The 22,479-nt window shown below is 72.6% G+C and carries 14 protein-coding genes, 1 pseudogene and 1 riboswitch; of the genes and pseudogenes, 2 read left to right on the top strand and 13 right to left on the bottom strand.

The window, feature by feature from the left end:
- Positions 1-70: 70 nt before the first annotated feature.
- The 7 genes from BS73_RS34800 to BS73_RS18700 form a co-directional block, all read right to left on the bottom strand.
- Complete coding sequence (locus tag BS73_RS34800; RefSeq protein ID WP_161789679.1) at positions 71-2,668, bottom strand: tetratricopeptide repeat protein; 2,598 nt, start codon at positions 2,666-2,668, stop codon at positions 71-73.
- A 224-nt stretch (positions 2,669-2,892) separates the two neighbouring features.
- Positions 2,893-3,330 carry a hypothetical protein gene (locus BS73_RS18725; RefSeq protein ID WP_152617654.1) on the bottom strand — a complete coding sequence of 146 codons (438 nt, stop codon included), beginning with the start codon at positions 3,328-3,330 and terminating at the stop codon, positions 2,893-2,895.
- A 162-nt stretch (positions 3,331-3,492) separates the two neighbouring features.
- Positions 3,493-4,086: a vitamin K epoxide reductase family protein gene (locus BS73_RS18720; protein WP_037580144.1), complete on the bottom strand. Its 594-nt coding sequence runs from the start codon at positions 4,084-4,086 to the stop codon at positions 3,493-3,495.
- A gap of 119 nt (positions 4,087-4,205) precedes the next feature.
- Positions 4,206-5,021: a thioredoxin domain-containing protein gene (locus BS73_RS18715; protein ID WP_051940095.1), complete on the bottom strand. Its 816-nt coding sequence runs from the start codon at positions 5,019-5,021 to the stop codon at positions 4,206-4,208.
- Between the two features lie 84 nt (positions 5,022-5,105).
- Entirely contained in the window at positions 5,106-5,825 is a 720-nt protein-coding gene (locus BS73_RS18710; protein ID WP_037574013.1) for a hypothetical protein, read from the bottom strand.
- 54 nt (positions 5,826-5,879) lie between these two features.
- On the bottom strand, positions 5,880-7,097 hold the full coding sequence (gene rho, locus BS73_RS18705) for a transcription termination factor Rho (protein WP_037574010.1): 1,218 nt from the start codon (positions 7,095-7,097) through the stop codon (positions 5,880-5,882).
- A gap of 357 nt (positions 7,098-7,454) precedes the next feature.
- Entirely contained in the window at positions 7,455-8,510 is a 1,056-nt protein-coding gene (locus tag BS73_RS18700; RefSeq protein WP_037574008.1) for a terpene synthase family protein, read from the bottom strand.
- Between the two features lie 309 nt (positions 8,511-8,819).
- Here BS73_RS18700 and BS73_RS18695 point away from each other — a divergent pair.
- A pseudogene (locus BS73_RS18695) lies at positions 8,820-11,464 on the top strand (ATP-binding protein); the annotation flags it as partial.
- 1,186 nt (positions 11,465-12,650) lie between these two features.
- Positions 12,651-12,804: riboswitch (cyclic di-AMP (ydaO/yuaA leader) on the top strand.
- 10 nt (positions 12,805-12,814) lie between these two features.
- Positions 12,815-13,900 carry a murein hydrolase activator EnvC family protein gene (locus BS73_RS34795; protein ID WP_051940094.1) on the top strand — a complete coding sequence of 362 codons (1,086 nt, stop codon included), beginning with the start codon at positions 12,815-12,817 and terminating at the stop codon, positions 13,898-13,900.
- A gap of 137 nt (positions 13,901-14,037) precedes the next feature.
- Here the strand turns inward: BS73_RS34795 and BS73_RS18685 are convergent, their stop codons facing one another.
- From BS73_RS18685 to BS73_RS18660, 6 genes are all read right to left on the bottom strand, one after another.
- A complete protein-coding gene (locus BS73_RS18685; protein WP_037574005.1) occupies positions 14,038-14,340 on the bottom strand; it encodes a hypothetical protein in 303 nt (100 codons plus the stop codon).
- A gap of 55 nt (positions 14,341-14,395) precedes the next feature.
- The gene (locus tag BS73_RS18680; protein ID WP_051940093.1) at positions 14,396-16,096 is read right to left on the bottom strand and encodes a hypothetical protein; all 1,701 of its coding nucleotides are present in this window, start codon (positions 16,094-16,096) and stop codon (positions 14,396-14,398) included.
- Positions 16,097-16,283: 187 nt separating this feature from the next.
- On the bottom strand, positions 16,284-18,122 hold the full coding sequence (locus BS73_RS40395; protein WP_084704184.1) for a PrsW family intramembrane metalloprotease: 1,839 nt from the start codon (positions 18,120-18,122) through the stop codon (positions 16,284-16,286).
- 57 nt (positions 18,123-18,179) lie between these two features.
- Complete coding sequence (gene trmB / locus BS73_RS18670) at positions 18,180-18,944, bottom strand: tRNA (guanosine(46)-N7)-methyltransferase TrmB (protein WP_322987280.1); 765 nt, start codon at positions 18,942-18,944, stop codon at positions 18,180-18,182.
- A 118-nt stretch (positions 18,945-19,062) separates the two neighbouring features.
- Positions 19,063-20,283: an L-2-hydroxyglutarate oxidase gene (gene lhgO / locus BS73_RS18665; RefSeq protein WP_037574002.1), complete on the bottom strand. Its 1,221-nt coding sequence runs from the start codon at positions 20,281-20,283 to the stop codon at positions 19,063-19,065.
- Between the two features lie 159 nt (positions 20,284-20,442).
- Positions 20,443-21,996: a hypothetical protein gene (locus BS73_RS18660; RefSeq protein ID WP_037574000.1), complete on the bottom strand. Its 1,554-nt coding sequence runs from the start codon at positions 21,994-21,996 to the stop codon at positions 20,443-20,445.
- Between the last annotated feature and the right edge of the window lie 483 nt (positions 21,997-22,479).

Here is a 22,479-nt window from a genome sequence, read left to right as displayed (position 1 = left end):
GGATCGCCAGCTTGAAGCTCCCCCGAGACGCAGGGTGGGTGACGGGTGGACCTGGCGCAGACAACGCCGGTCAGCCGGTCTTGTCCGCCAGCCGGCGGAGCGTTCGCCCGAGGTCCACGAGGTAGGAGGGTAGTGCTTGCTCCGCTTCGCCCAAGCGGCGCATGTACTCCACTGCTCTTGCGTACGCCGAGGCCGACTCGTCCAGATCACCAGTGGCCTTGTAGACGTCTCCCATCGAGTTCAGCACCGCACCGTAGGAGCCGGGATCTGTGTCTGCATCGACCAGTTCGAGGGCGTGCCGATACGCGGCCAAAGCGTCCTGGTACGCCTCCGAGCGGCCTTTGTCTCCGAGCTGCTCCCAGTTCTGCCCCAACTCGTGGTACAGGACCGCCCGCGAGGCCGCCGACTGCGGGTGCTGTTCATTCTCCAGCGACAGCCGATCCCCGACCTCGTGCAGAGTGGTGCCAGCCTCCTCCTGATCGCCAGACTCGATGAGGCATCCGCCGAGTGCGATCAGGCTCACAGTGAGGTCATGGCTGCGGTTGGCCTTGCGCTTGTACTCGACCGCTTCCCGGAAGTTGGTGACAGCATCCTCAAGGCGGCCCATGGCCTGCTGCGAGTCGGCCAGGTCGTGCAGGATGACGCCGTAGTACCCGGGCTTGGCTTCGCCGTCGATCAGATCGCGTGCTTCCTCGAAAGCGGCAACGGCCTGCTCCAACAGCGTCTTGGCGCGCTCGGTGCCCGTGTTTTCGGACATGTTGGATCCCCCTGTCTCCGTGCGGTGGAGCAGATTCTGGGCAGTTTCGCTGAGCCGCCATCCGCGGCCGTGCAAGGCGTTCGCGAGGTAGGACTCGGTAGAGATCACGTCCCGGTGCGGACGTTTGAGCACGTGCAGTTGGGCGGTGAGGATCGCTCTCAACTCGTCGATGGTCTGTTCCTCGTCGAGGCGCCCGAGTCGGTATCTCACGAAGGCCAGGCGGCCACGGGTACCCAAAGTCTCGGGTGCATCGGGCCCGCTCACCACGGTTTCGACCGCGAATACCTCCTGAAATTGGCTCTCCGCCTCCTCCAGCTTGCCATTGTCCTCAGCGCGGCTGGCGAGGTTGTAGCGGGTGATCAGAACCAATGGATCGTCCATCGGCAGTACTACGCGCTCGAGCTCGAGGAGTGCCCGGTACTGAGCCTCAGCCTCGGCGGTCCGGCCTTGAGCCCAGCGGAGGACAGCGATCTCCCCTTGGGCGTCGAGAGTGTCCCTATGGAAGGCGCCCAGCAGACGCAGTCGTGCGGCGAACACCTCCTTGAGCTCGGTTTCCGCCTCCTTGAGTTGGTCGGCCTCCATGAGTGCCTCACCGAGCCGTTTACGCACGGAGAGCACATCCAGATGATCTGGCGTCAGATCCCGTTCAACAGCGGCTCGGAGGTTCCGCCAGTACTCGACAGCGTCGGCGGCGCGTCCGGTCGCCTCCAGACTTCCTCCCGCGCGCAGGAGCACGGGGTGTACTCCGGGCTCGATCAGAAGTTTCTCTGCGACGAGTTGGAGAGCCGTGCAGTTGGCGCGGAGAACGCTGGTCAACGGTGTGGCCCGGTCGCCCTTTGGCCAGATGTCGAACAACGCGTCAGCTGCGGCGCGGGCCAGGCGCCGCACTGTCTCAGGGGAGAGTTCCTCGCGGGTCGCACGCTGGGTCAGCAGGTGGACCCGGACGTTGCGATCAGTCGTGTCCTGAGGAGCGAAATCGATCAGGTTCCAGCGGTGCAGGCAATGCAGGGCATCGAGGGCGTCTTCAACCTGGACCAGTGCGTTCTCGGCCCGGTTTCGGGCAAGGCTGTCGCCGAGATACACGCGCGCAGAGGAACTGGTCAGGACCGGAGTCGGGATGCCTTCGGGAGCGAGCATGCTGATTAGCTCCAGCATTGGGCGGGCCAACCCAGCCGGAGGGATCATGTCAGCCTGTTCGATGGACAGGTGCCAGACGCCGGCGAGCGGGCCGTGCGGGTCCTCCCGGGACTCGACTGCGTCACTCATGCGGCGTTGGGCGAGACGCTCGCGGTAGGCACGGCAGTCCAAGCCGTGGTGGTTGATCAGGAAGCCTGCCGCTTGCCACAGTGCCAAGGGCAGGCATCCCAAATCCTTGACGAGTTCGAGCACTTCAGTCGCATGGTGCTCGCACTGGTGGACGGTCAGACTCCCGTCCAGCAGGATCTGGTCCAGATATTTCCCGGCTTGCTCCTCCTCGAACAGGCCCACGGGCAGCAGGTCGCCCTGGCCGATCAGAGCGGCATCGCGGCGCTTGGTGGTGATGATGACCTTGCCGTACGGCGACGAGGGGGGCCAGAGGCCGGCTAGCTCATCCATGTCCACCAGGTCGTCCAGCACCATCAGCCAGCGCCAGTCTGCGCCCTGTGCCCCCAACCAGTCGCGGAACCTCTGGGCATTCTCCTCGTGGCTGTCACCGCCGGTATGCAGTACTTGATCCGCGAGCCTCGCATAGGCGGTGATCACCTGATCCCTCCTAGCAGTGACCCACATCAAGATCTCCACAGCCCTCTCGTCCCACTGGGTGCGGGCGTATTCTGCTGCGATCTGCGTCTTTCCGACGCCGCTCGTGCCGGTGAGGATCTGCCATGCCGCATTCGTGGCCGCTAAGGCGTCGGCGAGCTCAATAGCCACGCGGCGACGCTGGTAGTGCATGGCCGCTCTTGGGATGTCTGCAGACTGGAAACGGCGGCGTCCGGAGGGCTCCGCCGGCACTTGAGGGGGGCCCATGGGGCCAAAGAGATAGATGTTTGTCTGTGGCTTGTACGTGGCCTTCTTGCCGCTCAACAAGTTCGTGCTGTTCTGTTCAGCAGTTGCATACTGAGACTGTACGCATCGTGTGTCCTGTGGGACCGCGCTCATCGTTTGCTCGATCTTCCAGATTCACGGTAGACGGCGTCTTGGCCTGCGGTGATGGCGACGCTGTGGTCGTCGGCCTTGGCAACCTGTACCTGCGCAACGACGCCGTTCCGGGCGTCCGCAGGCAGCAGCGCGTTGAGCTGCTCAACCAGATCCACCAAGAGTTCGTGGATTGATGGGCCATCCTCGTCCACCAACCGCTGCAGACGTCGGCTCCAGACACCGCGGAGAACTGGAGCGACGTCAGCGTCGCCCGCATCGCGGGCGTCCAGGAGGTCGGTCCGCAAGGACTCCAGTTCTCCACTCACCACCTTGGCCTGCTGTGCTGGGCGTACACGTGACCACATCCGCTTCACCGCGGCCTGGGCTTGACGCCACGCATCCGTGGACATCGCTGTGACCAGGGCGTTCCCTGCTGTCACGACGATCTGGTCCATCACATGCCCCCTCCGTCTGCGGCCGCCTGGCTGCGCGCCAACCGGGCTGTGCGCTCCATGCTGACGCCGTGCCGGGGTCGGACCTAGGGCCTTGCGGACCCTTCCTGGCAGCAGACAGACCCCTGCCGGAAGCTTCCCCGGCAGGGGTCTGGCTCGTGCTGCTCAGATCAGGGTCCGCCAGTAATACCAGAAGCGGTTGAGGATCAGCATCGCGATCACGAAGTACCACAGGGCCGGGACCACCCAGTGGTACCAGGAGCCGGCGAAGGCCCTGGCCCAGGCGGGGGCCGGGAGGACGCCGTGCCGGATGTTGTGCAGCAGCGTGTACCAGAAGAGCGCGATGGTGGCGAGCCACACCGCGATGCAGTACGGGCAGAGGGCGCCGATCGAGTACAGCGTCTGGTCCATCAGCCAGGTGATGAAGCCGGCGCCGAAGAGCGTCCCCGCCTGCAGGCCGAGCCAGATCCAGCCGGGCAGCTCGGCCCCGGACAGCACCACCACGGCGACGGTGGCCACGACCGCGAAGCAGGCCAGGCCGAGCAGCGGATTGGGGAACCCGAAGACGTGCGCCTGGGCGCTCTTCATCACCGAACCGCAGCTGATCACCGGGTTGATGCTGCAACTCGGCACGTAGTTCGGGTTCTTCAGCAGCTTGATCTCGTCCAGGGTGAGGACGGTCGAGCCGATCAGGCCCACCACGCCGGCGATCAGCAGCAGCCAGCGGTAGGCGCGGCCGGTGTCCACCGGGCCGGCCAGGCGGGCGGCCCAGCCGGTCCGGGCGGAGGCCGTGGGCGTGGCGGAGGCCGTGGCGGAGGCCGCGGGCGCGGTCGCGCCCGGGGCGTCCTGCCTCCCGGTGCCCTCGGCGCCGGTCGCGGTCACTTCTTGGTCCCCAGCGCCTGGTTCACCGCGGAGGTCCACTGCGCGGAGGTGGTGGTGCCGCCGACGTTCAGCTTGGTGCCGTTGAGGATGGCGGTCGGGGTGGCGCTGACGCCGCTGGAGTTGAAGGCGTCGGAGACCTTCTGGGCCCAGGGCTTGAAGGTGCCGCTCTTGACCTCGTCGACGAAGGCCGTGGTCTTCAGGCCCGGCACCTTGCCGGCCAGCTCCAGCAGGTAGTTGGTGTCGCCGAACTTGTCGACGGTCTCCTCCGGCTGGTTGGCGTAGAGGACGTCGTGGAACTTCTTGAACATCGTCGGGCTCTCGTTGAGCGCGGCACCGGCGGCGGCCAGCGCGTTCATCGAGCCGTTGCCGCCGTTGTTGTTGTCCAGGAACGTCCCCATGTGGTACTCGATCTTGTACGTGCCGTTGTCCGCCATCGACTGGATGGTGGTGCCGGCGGACTTCTCCAGGCCGTCGCAGACCGGGCAGCGGAAGTCCTCGTACATCTGCAGGGTGTTCTTGGCGGTCGCCCTGCCGTAGACGATCACGGTGCCGTCGGTGCCGGTGGCGTTCTTCGGGACGACCAGCTTCCCGGAGGAGGCGGAGGAGCCCGAGCCGGAGCCCGAGCCGCCGGCCAGGCCGACCGCGGCGCCGACGCCGCCGCCGACCACGACCACGGCGGCGACCGTGATCGCGATGATCTTGTTGCGGCGGGACCTGCGCTCCTGGGCCGCGCGCTCGGCCATCATCCGCTCGCGGGCGGCGCGCTTCTTGGCGTTCTTGTTCTGGTTGTTGCTGATCTGGTTATCGGACATTCCGGACATGATGCTGATGCTCCCGGCTGGGCGTGACAACGGTTGGACGGCTGAGGGGGAGAGGGCCGTCCGGGTGTGCCGAGGTCAGGCGCAGGCGGGGACGGCCGCGGTCCGGGCCGGGGGGCCGCGCCGGCGGGCGGTGCGGAGCAGGACGTCGCGAGGGGCCGGGCGCCAGGGCTCGGGCGGCTCCGGGGGCCGGAGGGCATCGCGGAGGTCGTCGCCGAGCAGCGCCGCCCGCAGGACGGCGAACAGCCGCAGCGCCGCCCCCGCCGCCTCGGCCACCGACGCGGCCAGCGTGCTGAGGGAGCGCAGGGCGCGGAAGACCGCGTCCTCGCCGAGCCGCAGCCAGGCCGCGCCGAGGAGGCCCGCGCCCAGGTGGGCGCCGAGGAGGAAGAGGAGCTGGGCGGTGGTCAGCGCGGACGGCAGGACGCCGATGGCCGGATGCGGTGCCTCCGGGCCGATGAAGCCGAGAACGGCTCCGCGTACCGGGCCGTCGCCGCAGAGCAGCAGGCTCGGCAGGCCGGCCGCCGCATGGTGGTCGGCCGGGCAGTCCGTCTGGCTGACGTTGTAGGTCGCGTTCAGCCCCAGTTCGAGCGGGACGAGGAGGGCCGCGATCGGCAGGAAGCCGCGCTCGCGGGCGGTCAGCACGGAGGCGACGGCGATGATCGCCACGCCGGCCAGGGCGACGGTGGCCAGCGGCAGGGGCGCTCCGGTGACCAGGATCTGGCCGCCTGCGGACAGGGCGAGCGCGAGCGCGGCGAAGACCGCGGCGCGTACGACCCTGAACGGGAGGGCGGAGTCCATGCTGCGGAGTCTAAGTCACCCGGATGTGGGAACGGGGGGCCGCGGCGGGAACGATCATGCCGGCGTGGTACGGGTCACCTGAAGCAGCAACTCTGCGTTACTGCCGGTCCGGCGGAGGTGCTCGACCAGCAGCTCACCGGCCTGCTGGGGGTTCTGCCCGGCGAGGGCGCGGCGCAGGCGGTGGATCGCGGCCAGCTCGTCCGGGGTGGTCAGCAGCTCCTCGCGGCGGGTGCCGGAGGCGGCGATGTCGAGGGCCGGGTGGACGCGGCGGTCGGCGAGGAGGCGGTCCAGCCGCAGCTCCATGTTGCCGGTGCTCTTCAGCTCCTCGAACCAGTAGTCGTCGCCGCGGGAGCCGGTGTCCACCAGGGCGGACGCCAGGATGGTGATCGAGCCGGCCTCCTCGGTCTCCCGGGCGGCGCCGAAGAAGCGCTTCGGGCCCAGTACGGCGTGGGCGTCGACGCCGCCGCTGAGGGTCTTGCCGCCGGCCGGCGCCTGGGTGTTGTACGCCCGGCAGAGCCGGGTCAGGGAGTCCAGCAGGATCACCACGTCTGTGCCGGTCTCGGCGAGGCGCTTGGCCCGCTCGACGGCCAGTTCGGCGAGGGCGGTGTGCTGCTCGGCGGGGTGGTCGAAGGTGGACGCCAGGACCTCGGCGGAGGGGTCGACGCGGCGGCGGAAGTCGGTGACCTCCTCGGGGCGCTCGTCCAGCAGGACGACCAGCAGGCGGCACTCGGGGTGGTTGGTCGAGATCGCCTGCGCCAGCTGCTGGAGGATGACCGTCTTGCCGGTCTTGGGCGGGGCCACGATCAGGCCGCGCTGGCCCTTGCCGAGGGGGGTGAGGAGGTCGATGGCCCGGGTCGTGAGCCGGTCGGGGGCGGTCTCCAGACGGAGGCGGCGGTGGGGGTGGAGGGGGGTCAGGTCCGCGAACGCCGGGCGGGCGGCGGAGGCGGCCGGGGGGAGGTGGTTGATCAGCTCGACGGTGGCCAGGGTGCGGCCGTCGGTGGTGGTGCCGTTCAGGGTGTCGCCGGGGCGGAGGCGGTGGCGGCGGATCAGCTCGGGCGGGACGCGGAGGTCCTGCCGGCTCGGGAGGTAGCTCTCCCGGGCCGAGGTGCGGAGGGTGCCGCCGGCGGGGGCGGGGCGTCTGCCGTTGCCGTGCTTGTTCGGGTTCGCGTTCGGGTTCGGCTTCGGGTTGGTGCTCCTCAGGTCGAGGACGCCGGCCACCGGCGTGGGCTCGGGTTCGGTGCGGGTGGGGCGTTCGAGGGTGGGTGCGGACATGGTGGTCCACCGTCCTTCCGGACTGGAGAGTGGGCCTCGACGGCGGGCGCTGCGACAGGTGGGCGCATACGGATGCCGGAGGCGGGTCGTGAAGCGGGTCCGCGCGGAGCGCGGGGTGGGGACTCATCGGATGAGTCCGGGGATTCGGCTGCGGAGTTCTGCTGCCTCGACGCGGCCGCTTGCAAGGTAACACGAACGGTGGGGTTTGGGCGAGGGGTCGTTTTTTTCTGCCACAGCGCCTGCCTCAGCGCCTGCCCCAGCGCCCCAGCGCCGCAACGCCGCCGCCGTAGGCGCGCGTAAGGGGCGCGGGGAAGGCCCCACGCCCCTTACGCGCGCCTGCCGCGGCGCCGCTGCCGGCTACGCCCCCAGAAGGTCTTCCAGGTAGTTGGGGCGGTCGACCGGGAGCATGCCGTCGAGCTGGTAGCGGGGCGTGCTCGGCTCCCAGTCGAGGTAGCCGCGGATCCAGTCGCCCATGCCGTCGGCGTAGCGGACGACGGCGTCGGTCTCCTCCTCGTTGAGGCCGAGGCGCCGGCAGAGCGCGGGGACCTGGCGGGAGAGCCGCCAGCACTGGTCGATCATCCACTGGCACTCGGCCAGCACGATCTTGTACGCCTCCTCCAGCGTGCACTGCTGCTGGTGCTGGACCACGGCGACCATGTTGTAGACGTCGCCGCGCGGCAGCTCCTTGGCGTACGAGCAGACGTCGTTGCAGATGCCGGGGATGTCGCCGGCCAGTTGGCGGAGCAGGCGCAGCTGGGGGCTGTGGAACGCGGCCGGCGGGACCTCTATCCGGTTGATCCGCTCGATCGCGTCCATCACCGTCTCCGCCCCGGAGGCGCCATGACGCACGATCATGAAGCTCGAACGGTCCGGGAAGACCACCCGCTTGCCGGCCGCGCGCTGCTCCGCGGCGAGCGAGCGGCCCGCCGCCTCGTTGGCGTGACTGGCCAGATACCACTCCCAGTTGGCGGCCGCCCGGGCGCTCCAGCGCGGGGACATCCCGCGGGTGAGGCGCTGCCAGAGGTCGGCGAAGGAGGCGGTGACCGGGGAGCGGCCGGCCCCGGTGTAGTCCCCGTGGGTGATCTCGATCAGCGGCTGGCAGACCTCGGCGGCCAGCCGGGGGCGGATGCCGACCTCGCCGTCGAACTGGTCGTCGAAGAGGAAGTAGAAGCCGAAGAGGTCGAAGGCCAGGGTCAGGCCGTCCTCGTCCGTCTCCGGGAACAGACGGGCCGTCAGGTCCTCTACGCCCCAGGCCTCGTAGAGGTCGACCGCGTCCTGGCCGCCGAGCATGCCGTGCCCCGTGAGCCAGTCGATGTGCCGGGCGGCTGCGGCGTCCAGGTGTTTGTTGCTGCGGGGCGGATACGGCACTTCGAGGCTGTGGCGCGGCGGCTGCGGCAGCGCGGACGTGACCATCTGCCTTTCCCCTCCCTGCGGGACCCGGACCCGGTTGTCGCTGATCCAAGGGGGTCCGGAGTCCGGCTCGACTCGCGGGCAATCGACGCTACCGGAAGAGATCAACGTAATGTGAGCCGATCACCGGCCAAGTGTTTGACGATGACTCAGCCATCGTATTCCAGCCATTGTGGCAGCGGACCCCTACTTGCGGCTCTTCCCTCGGGCGGGACACCTGCGGCCCCCGGCGCGGATAGCCTGGGTGGCGACGGGGTAGCGGGTGGGGCGGCGCCGGGAAGGTCCGGGCAGGACAGGCAGGAGGGGCCGGCTGTGACGCGGGGCCTGTACGAACGCGATCAAGAGCTGACGCACGCCGAGGAGTCGATCCGCGGGGTCTGCCGGCGTTTCGAGTCCGGCGGCACCGAGCTGGGTGACCTGCTGCTCTACAACGGCCGGGCGGGCAGCGGGAAGACCAGTCTGCTGGCCGAGGTCCGGCGCTCCGCCGGGCAGCACGGCTGCACGGTGCTGTTCGCCCGTGGCGCGGAACAGCAGGGGACGGTCCCGTTCGGGGTGATCCGGCAATTGCTGCAGCCGCCGCTGGCCCGGCTCACCGACCAGGAACGGCGCGAGCTCTTCGGCAACTGGTACGACGTCGCCGCGCCCGCGGTCGGGATGGCCCCGCCGTCCACCCAGATGCCCTCCGACCCCACCGGCGTGCTGGACGGGCTGGACTGGGTGGTCACCCAACTCGCCGTCCGCAACGCCCCGTTGACGCTGATAGTCGACGACCTCCACTGGGCGGACGCGGAGTCGCTGCGCTGGCTCGACTCCTTCCTGGTGCGGATAAGGGAGCTGCCGGCCCTGGTCGTCCTCGCCTACCGGCCGGAGGAGCTGGCCGACGCGCCGGAGCCGGCGGTGCACCTGGTGGACGGGCATCTCACCCGTCCCATCCCGCTGCGCGACCTCAGCCCGGACGCGGTGGCCGCGCTGGCCCGCCGCGAACTGGCGGACTCGGTGGGCGCGCCGGACGACGCCTTCTGCCGCGAGGTGTGGGCGGTCACCGCCGGAAACCCGTACGAGGTCGTCGAGTTGCTGGCCAAGGTGCGGGACCGCGGGATCGCCCCGGTCGAGGACTCGGCGCCGCGGCTGCGCGATCTGGTGGCCTCCGGCAAGGGCCCGGCGCTGATCCGGCGGCTGGAGAAGTTCGGTCCCGCCGCCTTCCGGTTCGCCTGGGCCGCCGCCGTCCTCGGCACCGAGATCGATCCGCAGCTGTGCGCCAACATCGCCGCGCTCGGCCCGGCGGACGCAGCGGCCGCCATCGACCAGCTGCGCGAGGAGCGCATCCTGAGCGGCGGCCGGACCCTGGAGTTCGTCCACCCGACCATCGCCACCACCGTCTACCAGGCCATTCCGCCGGCCACCAGGACGGGGATGCACGGCATCGCGGCCCAGGCGGTGCTGGACGCGGGTAAGGGCGTGGCGGCGGCCTCCCGGCATCTGCTGGAGGTCCACCCGGACGACGATCTGGAGCTCGTCCGCCAGCTGCGCGAGGCGGCGGCGGAGCATCTCGCGGTCGGCGCCCCGGAGGCGGCCAGGCGCTGCCTGGAGCGGGCCCTGGCCGAGCCGCCGGCGCCGGAGGACCGGGCCGGGGTGCTGTACGAACTCGGCTGCGCGACCCTGCTGACCAACCCGCCGGTGACCGTCAACCACCTGCGGGCCGCCCTGGCCGCCACGCCGGGGCTGGACCAGGAACGCCGGGTGTACGCCACTCAGCGCTTGGCTCAGGCGCTGAGTCATACCAATCAATTGGGCGAGGCGGCCCGGGTGGTGGCCGAGGAGGCCGACCGCACCCCGCCGGGCCCGCAGCGGATGCGGCTGCTCGCCGCCCACGCCATGTGGCGGGTCTTCTCGGGCGACGAGGACGACGCGAGGGAACGTTCCCGCCGGCTGGCCGAGCTGGCCCGGGGGCGCACCGGGCGGGACGCCTGGGAGCGCGCGGTGATGGCCATGCGCGCCTGGGACCTCACCCTGCGCGGGGAGCACACCACCGAGGCGCTCGCCCACGCCGAACTCGGGCTCCAGGACGGCCGGCCCGCGCCGGGGATCGGCTGGAGCAACGATTTCTGGGGCTTCGAGATCCCCACCGTGCTGGGCTTCAGCTACATCTACAACGACCGGCTGGACATCGCCTCCGAGCTGTTCAACGGAGCCGCGGCGGAGTTCGAGCTGCTCGGCTGGTCCGGCGCCCATCTGGCCTTCGCCACCATGTCGCAGGGCCTGGTCGCGCGCCGCTGGGGCCACCTCAGGGCGGCCGAGCAGCTGCTGCGCGAGGCGCTGCGGAAGTCCGACCGGCTCGGGCGCGGCACGCCGCTGCAGTGGGACACCGTAGGCCTCCTGATCGACACCTGCTGGCCCGGGGCAAGACCAAGGCCGCGTTGGAGGTCGCCGAGGAGTACCAGTTCGGGCCGCCGTACCCGGCGTCCATGGTGCTGCCGGACGCGCCCACCCTGTACGGCCGCATGCTGCTGCTCCGCAACCGGCCCAAGGAGGCCGCCGAGGTCCTCCTCCAGGCGGGTGAGCGGCTGGACGCCCGCGGGCAGCACAACCCCGTCTGGGCGCCCTGGCCGGGCCACCTGGCGCGGGCCATCCGCAAGCAGCAGCCGGACCGGGCGCGGGCGCTGACCGCCCAACTGCTCAAGCGGGCTGAGCGGTTCGGCACCCGCTCGGCGGTCGGCGGCGCGCTGCGGCAGTGCGCGGAGATGGCCGACCGGACGGAGGACCAGCTGGTCCTGCTGGAGCAGGCGGTGGAGTCGCTGGGCCAGTCCCCGACGGGGTACGAGTACGCGCTGGCGCTGGTCGACCAGGGCGGTGCGCTGCGCCGGGCCGGGCGGCCCCAGGAGGCCGGCGAACCCCTGTACATGGGGCTGGAGCTGGCGATGGAGTGCGGGGCCGACGGGCTGGCCAGGCGGGCCAGGTCCGAGCTGGCGGCGGCCGGACTCGGGGCGTTCCGGCGGCGGCCGGTCAGCGCCGAGCCGCTCACCGAGCTGGAGCGCGAGGTGGCCGGGATGGCCTCCTCGGGGATGCCGGCGGCGCAGATCGCCGACCGGCTCGGGGTCGAGGTGCGGGACGCCGTGCAGCTGCTGGCGGCGGCCCACCGGAAGGTCGGCGCCGGGCCGAGCGGACTCTCCCGGGCGCTGGGGCGGCTGGCGGAGATCGCCGAGGAGGACGACGAGGTCGAGGAGGCGGAGGACTCGGACGGCAACAGCGGGCGCGGCGGTGTCTCGGGGCTCGGACGAGCGGCGGGGGACGGCCCCGGTGGCCGCGGCGGTCTCGGTGGTCTCGGCGCTGCCGGAGCGGGTGGCGGTGGCCTGGTGATACCGCAGCGGGAGGCGCCGGACGAGGACGCGGAGGCCTGGCAACGGAGTTCGGGCTGAGCGGACGGCCGGAGCGGCGGGGGCGGCCGGGCCGTGCGGGGCGGCCGAGGCCGTGCGAGCGGCGTTGCGGGCCGCCGGCCGGTTGCGGGGCTTGCGCGTTCGCGACGGGGCTTGGGCTGGATTGCGAGGGAGCGTCAGCTCCGGTGTCCGGCAAGGCAATCGCCCGTACCGGATGGCCGGAATCGCGGTGGCGGAACCGGCGCGGACGCTTCCGTGGTTGCTCTGAACCCCTGCGTACCGAACGGGACTGGCCGATAACGTTCGCACGTATGGCCGTTGCCGTGGCGGCGGTTTCTGTGGATCATGGTCCTCGCGTACGTCCTCGCCGTGGCGCTGCCCGGGCCTGGCGAGGCCGTGCGCGTTTTTGTGGGGGGCTGTCGGGGTGCTGTCGAAGCGCCGCCGAGGCGTCGGGCGGCCACGGTGAGTAGTCGGCCCGTGCTTCTGGGTGCGGTGGGCGCGCGGTCGCGCGAGCGGGGCGTGAAGGATTTCGCAGCCCGGGTTTGAGGCCGGGGGCCAGGAGTTCGTTGCTGGTCAGGGTGGGTGCGGCGAGTGACACCGGACCGGTTCTGGGGGCATCTGGGGTGGACGACGCGCCACATCCGGAACATCAGTCCCCTTGAACCGCTTGGAATCGGGGCGGCGAAGTATTACCTTCTGATAACGCAGCGCGGTCGCCAGGCCGTTCGACGAACGGCGCCGTGCCGCATCGCCTAATCGCCCGGGCGCAGTTGACGAACCGTCGACGGCGTCCGGAAGAGCCGGGGACCCACGTCCTTGGGGTGAATCCGCGGAAGCCGTGCCCGCGGGCACGGTGGAGGCGGTAGGAGACCTTCCCGCTCCGAACCCGTCAGCTAACCCGGTCGGCGAACGGAAGGAGAGGAGTACGCCGTCATGGCGTCGTACCGCGTGACCTGGGGTGCCGATTCGGCGACAGCCGGAACCGAGGTGCTTCCCGAGGGTCCCACGGGCTTTGACGAGCCGGGCGACGGGTCGGGCGACTGGTCGTCGACCCGGCCGATGCTGATGGTCCAGGACCCCGCGATGGCCGGCCCCGCAGGAGCGGCGCTGCCGACGCAGGCGCTGCCCGTGGTGGACCACGATCCCGCCCTCGACGCCCGCAACGCCCTCGACGGCATCGGAATCGGAACCGGGCCGGGCTTCGCGCCGGACTCCGCGCCGGGCGCCCAGGTGCCCGCGCAGGGGCGGCGGTGGGCCTCGCGGCCGGGATCGGCGGCCATGCTCGGACTGGCGGCGATGGCCGCGGTGGGCGGTGCGACCGCCTCCAGCGCGTACGCGGCGGAGCCCTCGGCGGCCGCCGGTGGCGGCCGGGCCGGCGTCGCGGCGGAGGACACCGCCTCCAACCCCCTTGCCCAGCAGGAGGATCGGCAGGATCCGGGGCTGGCGCTCGCCGCCCGGCTGAGCGGGCACGCGGAGGCCGCGAACCGCGGTGCGCAGGAGGCGCGGCTGCGGGCGGCCGAGGAGGCGAGGGCGCGGGCGGCCGCGTCCGCGGCGGCGGCCGACTCCGCATCCGGGACCGCGGTGGCGGCTGCGGCTGCGGCCGAGGCCGGGACGGAGGCCTCCGAGGTCGGAGAGCTGGTGGCGCCGGTCGAGAAGAGCGAGGGGCGGGCCGTCGCCACGCGCGCCGGCTACTGGTCGCACCTCAACCCGGGCAAGGACATCGCGGCGAAGTCGGGGACGGTCGTCCGGGCCATCGGCGACGGGGAGATCACCTCGGCGGCCTGGGCCGGTTCGCACGGGTACCGCGTGGTGCAGACGCTCCGGGACGGGACGCAGATCTGGTACTGCCACCTGGCCGCGGTCGCCGGGACCGGGTCGGTCAGTGCGGGGCAGCCGGTGGGGCGGGTCGGGGCGACCGGCGGGCTGGCGTCCTCACGCCTCCATCTCGAGGTGCGGACGGGCGGCGGGGAGCCGCAGGACGCGTCGGCGTGGCTGGCCCGGCACGGCCTGTCGATCTGACCGCTCTCGCCGGCTCGTTCTTCCTTCTCTTTCTCCGGGCGCGATCCCGTCTGCGGTGACCCGCGCCCCCACGATCCCGACGGCCCCGGTGGAAACCCCCCGACACCGGGGCCGTCGGTCTGTTTCCTGCCGCTGGGTCAGGCCCTGCGGTCGGCGATGAGCCAGGAGGCGGCGGCGGTGGCGGTGGAGACCGCGGCCACCGCGGGCCAGGGGCCGATCTTCTTGGCCAGGGGGTGGGAGACGGCGAGGGCGCCGACGGAGAGGCCGGCCAGTGCCGCCGCGCCCGCGTTGCCCGCGGCCTTGCGCCACTGCGGGGTCGCCGCGGCCAGCGCGGCGCCGAAGGCCAGCCCGCCGAGCTGGCGCTTCTTCGTGGTACGGGCCACGGTGTAGCCGCCGAGCAGGCCGCCTGCGGCGATCAGGGACGAGGGGATACGGGCCATGACGGTACCTCCAGTGCGAGTGATCCGCTGATGACCCTAACTCCGGCCCCCGAGCTCAGTTGGTCCGGGTGTTGTGCAGGTGGAGGCCGATATAGCCGAGGTAGATCCGCCCGGTCCCGGAGCAGTCGTCCCGGTAGTGGAGCCGGGGCGCCGTACCGCCGCCGCCGATGCGGAGGTGGGCGCCCATGAAGACCCTGCCGGTGGGGTCCACGTCGCTCGGCACCGGGAAGAGGCGCTCGCGCTTCCACTTGGCGTTGGTGCTCACCGTCCGCGACTCGTCCCGGATGACCTTGCGCGGTGGGAACGGATGGCAGTCCCCCGGGGTGTTCTCGCACCACCAGCGGAAGTCGCCGCCGCTGGTGCCGGCCACGGCCGCCTCCGCGTAGTCCTGGAGGGCGAGCAGTGCGTCCCAGGTCATCCGCACCCAGGTGGGGTGGTCCGTCTGGCCGTCCAGGTCCAGCGCCTCCTTGGCGTCGCCGGTGAACTGGAGGAGGCCGAACTCGTCCAGCCTGGGCAGGAGTTCGGCGAAGGAGGAGGGCGGGCGGTCGGCCGCGTCCGTGCTCTCCTCGTCCGCGTACGGGGGCGCGAAGGGGTCGCCGGACTGGCCGGCCGCGAGCAGCCGGCGGCGCAGCGTGCGCACCGCCCGGCGGGAGTCGCTGAGCTCGCTGTACTGGTCGTCGTAGTCGGCGGCGAGCAGCTGCTCCTGCCGCTCCGCCTCGCGCAACCGCCGCCGCATGTCCTGGAGTTCGGAGTTGCGGGAGCGGCGCTCCCCGGCGTCCGCCCGGTCCTCCCCGTTGTCGAAGAGGGCGCCCGGCGGGAGGTCCGGCAGCTCGGGGGAGTCCGCGCAGGGCGGCACGGCCAGGGCGGGGAGTTCGAGGTGGACGTCCGGCAGAGGCTGGTCGAGGGCGTGCCGTCTCGGCACCCAGGCGACGAGCCCGGCGGCCCGCCTGATGTCCTCGTCGATGGTGCGGCGGGCCAGCACCCGGTGGCGCTGCGCCTCGGCCGGCCAGGCCGGGTCGATGCCCGGCAGATAGGTGCGTATCGCACCGCCGTACACCCGGTGGTGCTCCAGGGAGCGGTTGAACTCCCGTTCGGCGCGCGGGGAGAGGGCGTAGAGGACGGCGAGGCCGGCGCAGCCGCGCAGGACGGGGTCGACGGTGCCGGAGAGCCACTCGTCGAAGTCGGTGCGGGAGGGCGTGGAGGCGACGATGATCGGGAGCCGCCGCTCGGGGTCGCAGAGCTCGTCCAGCACCTCGTCGACGTCGTCCGGCTCTATGACGGTGGACATCGCATGGACGCGGGCGGCCCCGCGGTGCGGCCCGTCGACGGCGGGGAAGCGGTCCAGCAGGCCGCGGGCCAGGCGCGGTACGGGGGCCTTGCCGGGCGCCGGCTGCGATCCGCCGCGCTGCGCGGGCAGCAGTTCGGAGTCCAGGCGGATCCAACTGCGGCCCTTGCGGCCCGGCGGAGTGCACAGCACGAGGAGGGTCTGCCAGATGCCCTGGGGGGTGTATTCGCGGAGTCGCCAGCGGGCATAGGCGGGTATGCCGGTGCCCGGGCCGCCCCCCACGTCGCGGTCCAGCACGGCCTGCTCGCCGACCCGGTAGCGGGCCGGGCCGTCGTCCGCGTCCGCGAACTCCGGGCAGGAGTCGTAGTGCTGGGCCTTGAGCCAGTCCCTGACCTGCTGTTCGGCCACGGCGATGCTCTCGGCGTGGCCGTGGCCGGTGCAGACCACCATGCGATAGGTGCCGTCAGGCATGGGCGGACCCTCCTGGCGCGGTCGGCGTCAACGTCTCCCGGATAACGCTCGGGTTACGAGAGTCAACGTGCCGAACGGTGGCAAAGGTTCCACCGCGGCGGAGGGTCGGCGAGAAGATGCCGAAGAGTCGGGAATCGGGCAGGTCAGGGGGGTGCGAAGGCCTGATTCCGGGTCGGCTCCGGGGAGTTCAGCGGGCCGGAGGGGCGAAGGGGTCGCCGGTGCGGGGCGGCGCGGGGCGGTCCTGCTTCTGCTCGTGCTCGTGCTCCGGCTCCGGCTCCGGCTCGCGCTGCCGGGCCGGCTGCGCGGTGGCGGCTGACGGAGCGTCAGCCGCGGGCGGGCGGCCGTCCCTGCGCTCGGCCTGCTGCGGCGGGGGCCAGGCGTCGGCGGGCTGGGTCGGCGGCTGCGGCTGGGCCTGCGGCAGCGGCAGCGGCTGCGGATGCGCCTGCGGCTGGGCCTGCGGCAGCGGGTAGCCGTACGCCTGCGCCGGCGGGTACGGGCCGCCGGAGTGCGGCGGGGACCACGGGCGGCGCTCGGCGGGGCCCGCCGGGTAGCCGGCGGGGTGGCCGGCCTGCCGGTAGGGCGGTGGCCCGCCGTGCGGCTGCGGCTGAGAGTACGGCGGCTGCGCCTGTATCGCCTGGAAGGCGGCCTGCCCCGGCCCGCCCGGGTACGGCCCCGGCCCGCCCGGGTACGGCACCGGCGCGTTGTACGGCATCGGCGGCGGCCAGGCGGCACGGTTCTGCCTGCGGTACCACTCCCGCGCCCCGACCTGCGCGAAGACCTCCGAGAGCTGGTCCTTGCGGCTCCACAGATGGTGCAGCAGCTCCTGCTCGCGCTCGGTGAACTCGGTGCCGCGGGTGGTGCCGCGCTCGGCCTTCTGCCGGAGGAAGGCCAGCGAGGTGGCGAAGGCCTGGTACTCCCGCATGATCCGCTCGCCCACCGGCCCCTGGGTGTAGCGGGCCAGGTCGCGGGCGTGCCGCCGGGTCGCCATCGAGGAGAGGACCAGCGGCTCGGGGGCGGTCAGCCAGCCGGCCCACGCGTACACCGGGAGCTGCTGGGAGATCACCTTCAGCTCGTCCTTCCGCGCCCACAGCACCAGCCAGACCATCAGGCAGAAGACCGGCAGCATGAAGCAGAGGTAGACGAGGAGGAAGCCGAGGATGCCGAAGCCGGAGGAGCCGTTCCAGGCGCCGTGCATCACCATCGCGCACACCCAGCCGCCGATCGGCGCCAGGATCCGCAGCGCCCGCCTGCGGGCTATCGCGGCCAGGCCGAAGCCGACCCCGGTCATCGCGGTGAAGAGCGGGTGGGCGAACGGCGACATCACCTCGCGGAGGAGGAAGGTGAAGACGGTGATGCCTATCCCGCCGCCGTCCGCGTGCTCCTCCAGCACCGTGCGGCCGATGTACAGCACGTTCTCGGTGAAGGCGAAGCCGGTGGCGGTGAACCCGGCGTAGACGATGCCGTCCACGATCCCGTCGAAGTCCCGCCGGCGGACCAGGAAGAGCAGCAGGATCGCGGTGCCCTTGCAGGTCTCCTCGACCAGCGGGGCCACGAAGCTCGCGCCGACCTGCTGGCCGCCCGCGCCCTGATGACTGACCAGCAGCCCGGTGGTCCAGCTGTTGGCGATGATCGCGATCAGGGTGGCGGCGCAGGCCCCCCAGGCGAAGCAGAAGAGGAGGTTGGGCACCGGCTCCGGATCGACCCGGTCGATCCACAGGAACACCCCGAGCACCAGCGGCACCGGCAGCACCGCGACCACCAGCCCGACCAGGAAGCCCTCGGTGCCGGTCTGGCGGTGGACGATGGCCAGGATCACCGCTCCGCAGATGGCCAGGACGGTGAAGACCGCGCCGATCCGCAGCGCCCTGCTCTCCAGCCAGGCTCGCGGCCGCGCCTTGTACCTGAGCCGCGCGGGCAGCGTGAACTTGGGCTGCTCGGCGGTCAGCGCGGGCACCGGGTACGGCGACGGCTGCTGCGGCTGTTCCGCGAGTGGACCCGGCTGTGCTCCGGGTGGCGGGCTGCTCACCGTATGACTCTAGCGTTCGCGTGCCTCAGCGGGCAGATGGACCGATAAGCCGGACAATCAGGCGGACGGCCGCCGCGGAGCGGACGGCGCCGGCCCCCCGGCCCGGCGGAAGAGCAGGTCGCGGACGACATGGCCGCGGGCCAGGCCCTGGCGCTCGAACTTGGTCATCGGGCGCCAGTCGGGGCGCGGCGCCCAGCCGTCGCCCTCCGGGTACGCGTTCACCAGGCCCGGCTCGGCCGAGAGCACCTCGAGCATCTGCTCGGCGTACGGCTCCCAGTCGGTGGCGCAGTGCACCAGCGCGCCGGGGGCCAGTCGGGAGACGGCGAGCCGCAGGAACTCCGGCTGGATCAGCCGCCGCTTGTGGTGCCGCTTCTTCGGCCACGGGTCCGGGAAGTAGACCCGGAGGCCGGCCAGCGAGGCGGGTTCGAGCATGTCGCGGAGGAGGATCACCGCGTCGCCCTGGGCCACCCGCACGTTCTCCAGGCCCTTGGCGGCGACCAGCCGGAGGAGGTTGCCGTGTCCCGGGGTGTGGATGTCCACGCCGAGGATCCCGGTCCCGGGGTCGGCCTCGGCCATCGCCGCGGTCGCGTCGCCCATCCCGAAGCCGATCTCCAGCACCACCGGGCGGGGCGAGCCGAAGAACTCGGCGAGGTCGAGCGGCTCGCCGTCGATGTCCCGGCCGTAGACCGGCCAGAGCGCCTCCATGGCGGTGCGCTGGGCGTCCGTCATCCGGCCGCGGCGCGGGTGGTAGCTGCGCACCCGCTGGTGATCCGGGACGTCCGGGGCGGCGGGCGTGGGCGTGGAGGGGAAGGCGCTGGTCACAATGACACAAGTGTAAGGGCGCCGGGCGGGGGGCGGTGCGGGCCCGAGCGGGTCAGCGCAGCTGGGAGGGCGTCGGCGCGGCCGGTCCGGGCCCGCAGCCCCGGCCGCGGGCGGCCCGTCAGCGCCCCTCCAGCGCGGCGAGCGCGGCCAGGGCCCGGTCCGCCACCTCGCGGCCGATCGGCAGCGAGGCGGTCGCCGCGGGCGAGGGCGCGTTCAGCACGTGCACCGCGCGCTCCTGCTCGCCGAAGGCGAAGTCGTCCAGCAGGGCGCCGTCCCGGGTCACCGCCTGCGCCCGCACCCCGGCCGGGGCCGGCACCAGGTCCTCCGCCGCGATCTCCGGCAGCAGCCTGCGCACGGCCCGGGTGAAGGCCCGCTTGGACAGCGAGTGGTGGAGCTCGGCCAGTTCGGCCCGCCAGTGCCGGCGGGCCAGCCGCCAGGTGCCCGGCCAGGCGGCCTCCTCCGCGAGGTCGCGCGGCCGGGCGGTGGTCCAGCCGTACCCCTCGCGGGCCAGCGCGGGGACCGCGTTCGGGCCGACGTGGACGCCGCCGTGGACGTCCCGGGTGAGGTGGACGCCGAGGAAGGGCAGCGCCGGATCGGGCACCGGGTAGACCAGCCCGCGGACCAGCTCCCTGCGCTCCTTGGCCAGTTCGAAGAACTCGCCGCGGAACGGCAGGATCCGCACCGGCGGGCGGTATCCGGCCATCAGGGCCACCCGGTCGCTCTGCAGCCCGGCGCAGTTGACCAGCACCCGGGCCCGCAGCTCGGCGAGGCCCGTCACCACCGTCACCCCGTCCGGGCGGACGGCTACCGCCTCCACCGCGCTGCCGGTGCGCAGCCGCATCCCGTACCGCTCGCCCGCCAGCTCGGCCATCCGCTCGGCCGCCGCCGCGTAGTCGCAGATGCCTGTGGTCTCCACATGCAGCGCGCCGACGCCGGCCACCCGCGGCTCGTAGTCGGCGATCTGGGTGGCGCCCAGCTCGCGCAGCGGGATCCCGTTGTCCCGCCCGCGCTGGGCCAGCGCGTGCAGCCGGGGCAGTTCGGCGCGGTCCACCGCGACCACGAGCTTTCCGGTGACCTCGTGCGGAACCCCGTACTCCCGGCAGAAGGCGACCATCTCGCGCGCGCCCCGCACGGCGTACCTGGCCTTGAGCGAACCCGGCCGGTAGTAGAGGCCGCTGTGGATCACCCCGCTGTTGCGGCCGGTCTGGTGGGCCGCCGGCCGCGGCTCCTTCTCCAGGACCACCACCCGGGTGCCGGGCGACCGGCGGCCGATGGCGTACGCCGTGGCGAGGCCCACGATCCCTCCGCCGACGACCGCGACCTCGCAGTCCACACCCACCCTGGCCGCACCTCCGCACTCGCGCGCGCTCGCGCGCCCACAGCGCCCGCACCGCGCTCGCTCCGACTCCCCCCGGAACGGCGGTGATCGTCCCACGTGAGAGGCGTTTCGCGCTACGCCGGGACGGTCGGCGCGACCACTGAACCGCTCCCACCCGGTTCAGGCGGGGGTGGCGAGCACCAGCCGGGCGCGCTCGGTGAGTTCGGCCACCGAGCGCTCGGCGCGGTGCGGCTCCATCCGGCGCAGCATCGCGTGGACGTACTCGTCGGTGCGCTGCGAGGAGATCCGGCCGGCCACCTCGATCGCCCTGCTGCCCGCGTCCACCGCCGCGTCCAGCTCCCCGGCGTCCAGTTCCGCGATGGCCGAGACGATCAGGCGCAGCCCGTGCGAGCGGACGAACTCCTCGGTCGGGCGGGCCAGCGCGGCCGCGGTGAACTGCCGTACCTTGCCTGGGACTCCGAGGTCCCGGTAGCACTCGGCGGCGTCGGCGGCCAGCCGGTCCCGGGAGTAGAAGTCGATCCACGGCGGGTCCTCGTCGCCCGGGCGGGCCCGGTCCAGCCAGGTCTCGGCGGCGGTCAGCGCGGTCGCGCAGGCGCCGGCGCTGCGGGCCCTGGCGTGCGCCCGGGCCTCGACGGTGTGGAAGAAGGACATCGTGCGGGCGGTGGCCACCCCGCGGTTGCGCTCGATGGCGGCCTGCGCCAGGTCCACGCCGTCGTCGGCGAAGTCCCGGTAGGTGGCCTGCAGGCTCATCGAGGCCAGCACGTATCCGCCGAGCGGGACGTCGGCCGCCGCCCGGGAGAGCCGCAGCGCCTGGATGTAGTAGCGCTGGGCCGCCTCGTGCTGCCCAGTGTCGAAGGCCATCCAGCCGGCCAGCCTGGTGAGTTCGGCGGTCGCGCCGAAGAGGGTCCGGCCCACCTCGTCGCTGTACGAGCCGAGGAGGAGGGGGGCGGCGTCCCGGCGCAGGCACTCCGGCACCAGTGAGGAGCGCCAGTCCCCGCCGCCGTACTTGGAGTCCCAGCGGCGGGCCTCCTCGGCGGCCTCGCGCAGCTTGGCCGCGTCCGCGTGACCCACCTGGTACGGGGCCTCCGAGCGGGCCGCCGCCCGGCCGCGCCGGTGGAGTTCGGCCAGCGGGTCGAGGCCGCGGGCGGCGTCCCGGGCGACGGCGGACGTCGCCGCCGGCGACGCGGGGGCCGGCGCGGACGGGTGCAACTCCGGTGCCGGCTCGGCGATCTCGCGGGCCACCGAGCTGTCCACGGGGGTGATCAGCCAGCGCGAGACCGAGGTCGCGTAGGCCGAGGTGGAGAAGGTTCCGGCCAGGGTGTCCCACCAGTTGCCTGAGCCCGAGGCGCGGCGGCTGACGTCCAGCTGCCACAGGTCGGTCGCGGCCCGGACGGCCTCCGGGACCTCCCGGGGGAAGGCCAGGCCGATCTCCGGGGCCGGGTCGGTGTCGCCGAGGCCGATCTCCTCCAACTGGACGTTGCGGCCCAGCTTTCCGCCGATCGCGCTGGCGATCAGGTGCGGTACCGCGCCCTGCGGGACCATCCCCTTGGTGACCCAGCGGGCGACCGAGGTCTTGTCGTAACGGAGCGTCAGCCCGCGTGCCGCGCCCAGGTCGTTGACCCTGCGGGCCAGGCCGGCGTTGCTCATGCCGGCCAGGGAGAGCAGGCTGCCGAGTTTCTCGTTCGGTCCTCGCGGGTTGCTTGAGCCGGTCATCGGCTCTGCCACCCCCTCGTGCTCGTCGGGTTCGTCCTGCTGCGCCGTGCGGTCATCGCGGTGGATGCATAACCATGCCTACCCGGTGGAACACCCGACTGAGCGGCGGTCCGCGTGCCGCCGGGCGGTTGCGGCTCCCGGCGCGCGCCGTTGCGCGCCTCCCGCGCGCCGGCCGCGGCACCGGTACGGGCCGGAGTCGCCGGGCAGGCTGGGAGCGCTCTGGTCCCGCGGGTCGCTCGCGGATGATCCGAGGCCGGTCTGCGGTCTGCGGTCTGCGGGTGGTTCGCGGATGAGGTGGGGATCGGTCGGGGTCGGGTCCGGGCTCAACCAAGCGTAGTTCGCCGCATGCTGACGGTTAAGCGGTTCGCTGTCGGATGGCGGGATTCCGCTGGTCGCCGCGGCCGGAGCCGGTCGTGGGGGGCCGTGCTACCGAACCGTGTGCCCGTGCGCCTCCGTGTGCCCCCTGCCGGTCGGCCGGGCCCG

It is taken from the genome of Phaeacidiphilus oryzae TH49, assembly GCF_000744815.1.
GTDB classification, from domain to species: Bacteria; Actinomycetota; Actinomycetes; order Streptomycetales; family Streptomycetaceae; genus Phaeacidiphilus; species Phaeacidiphilus oryzae.
The sequence above is the reverse complement of the archived record's forward strand: the minus strand, read 5'-3'. Positions and strand labels throughout refer to the sequence as shown.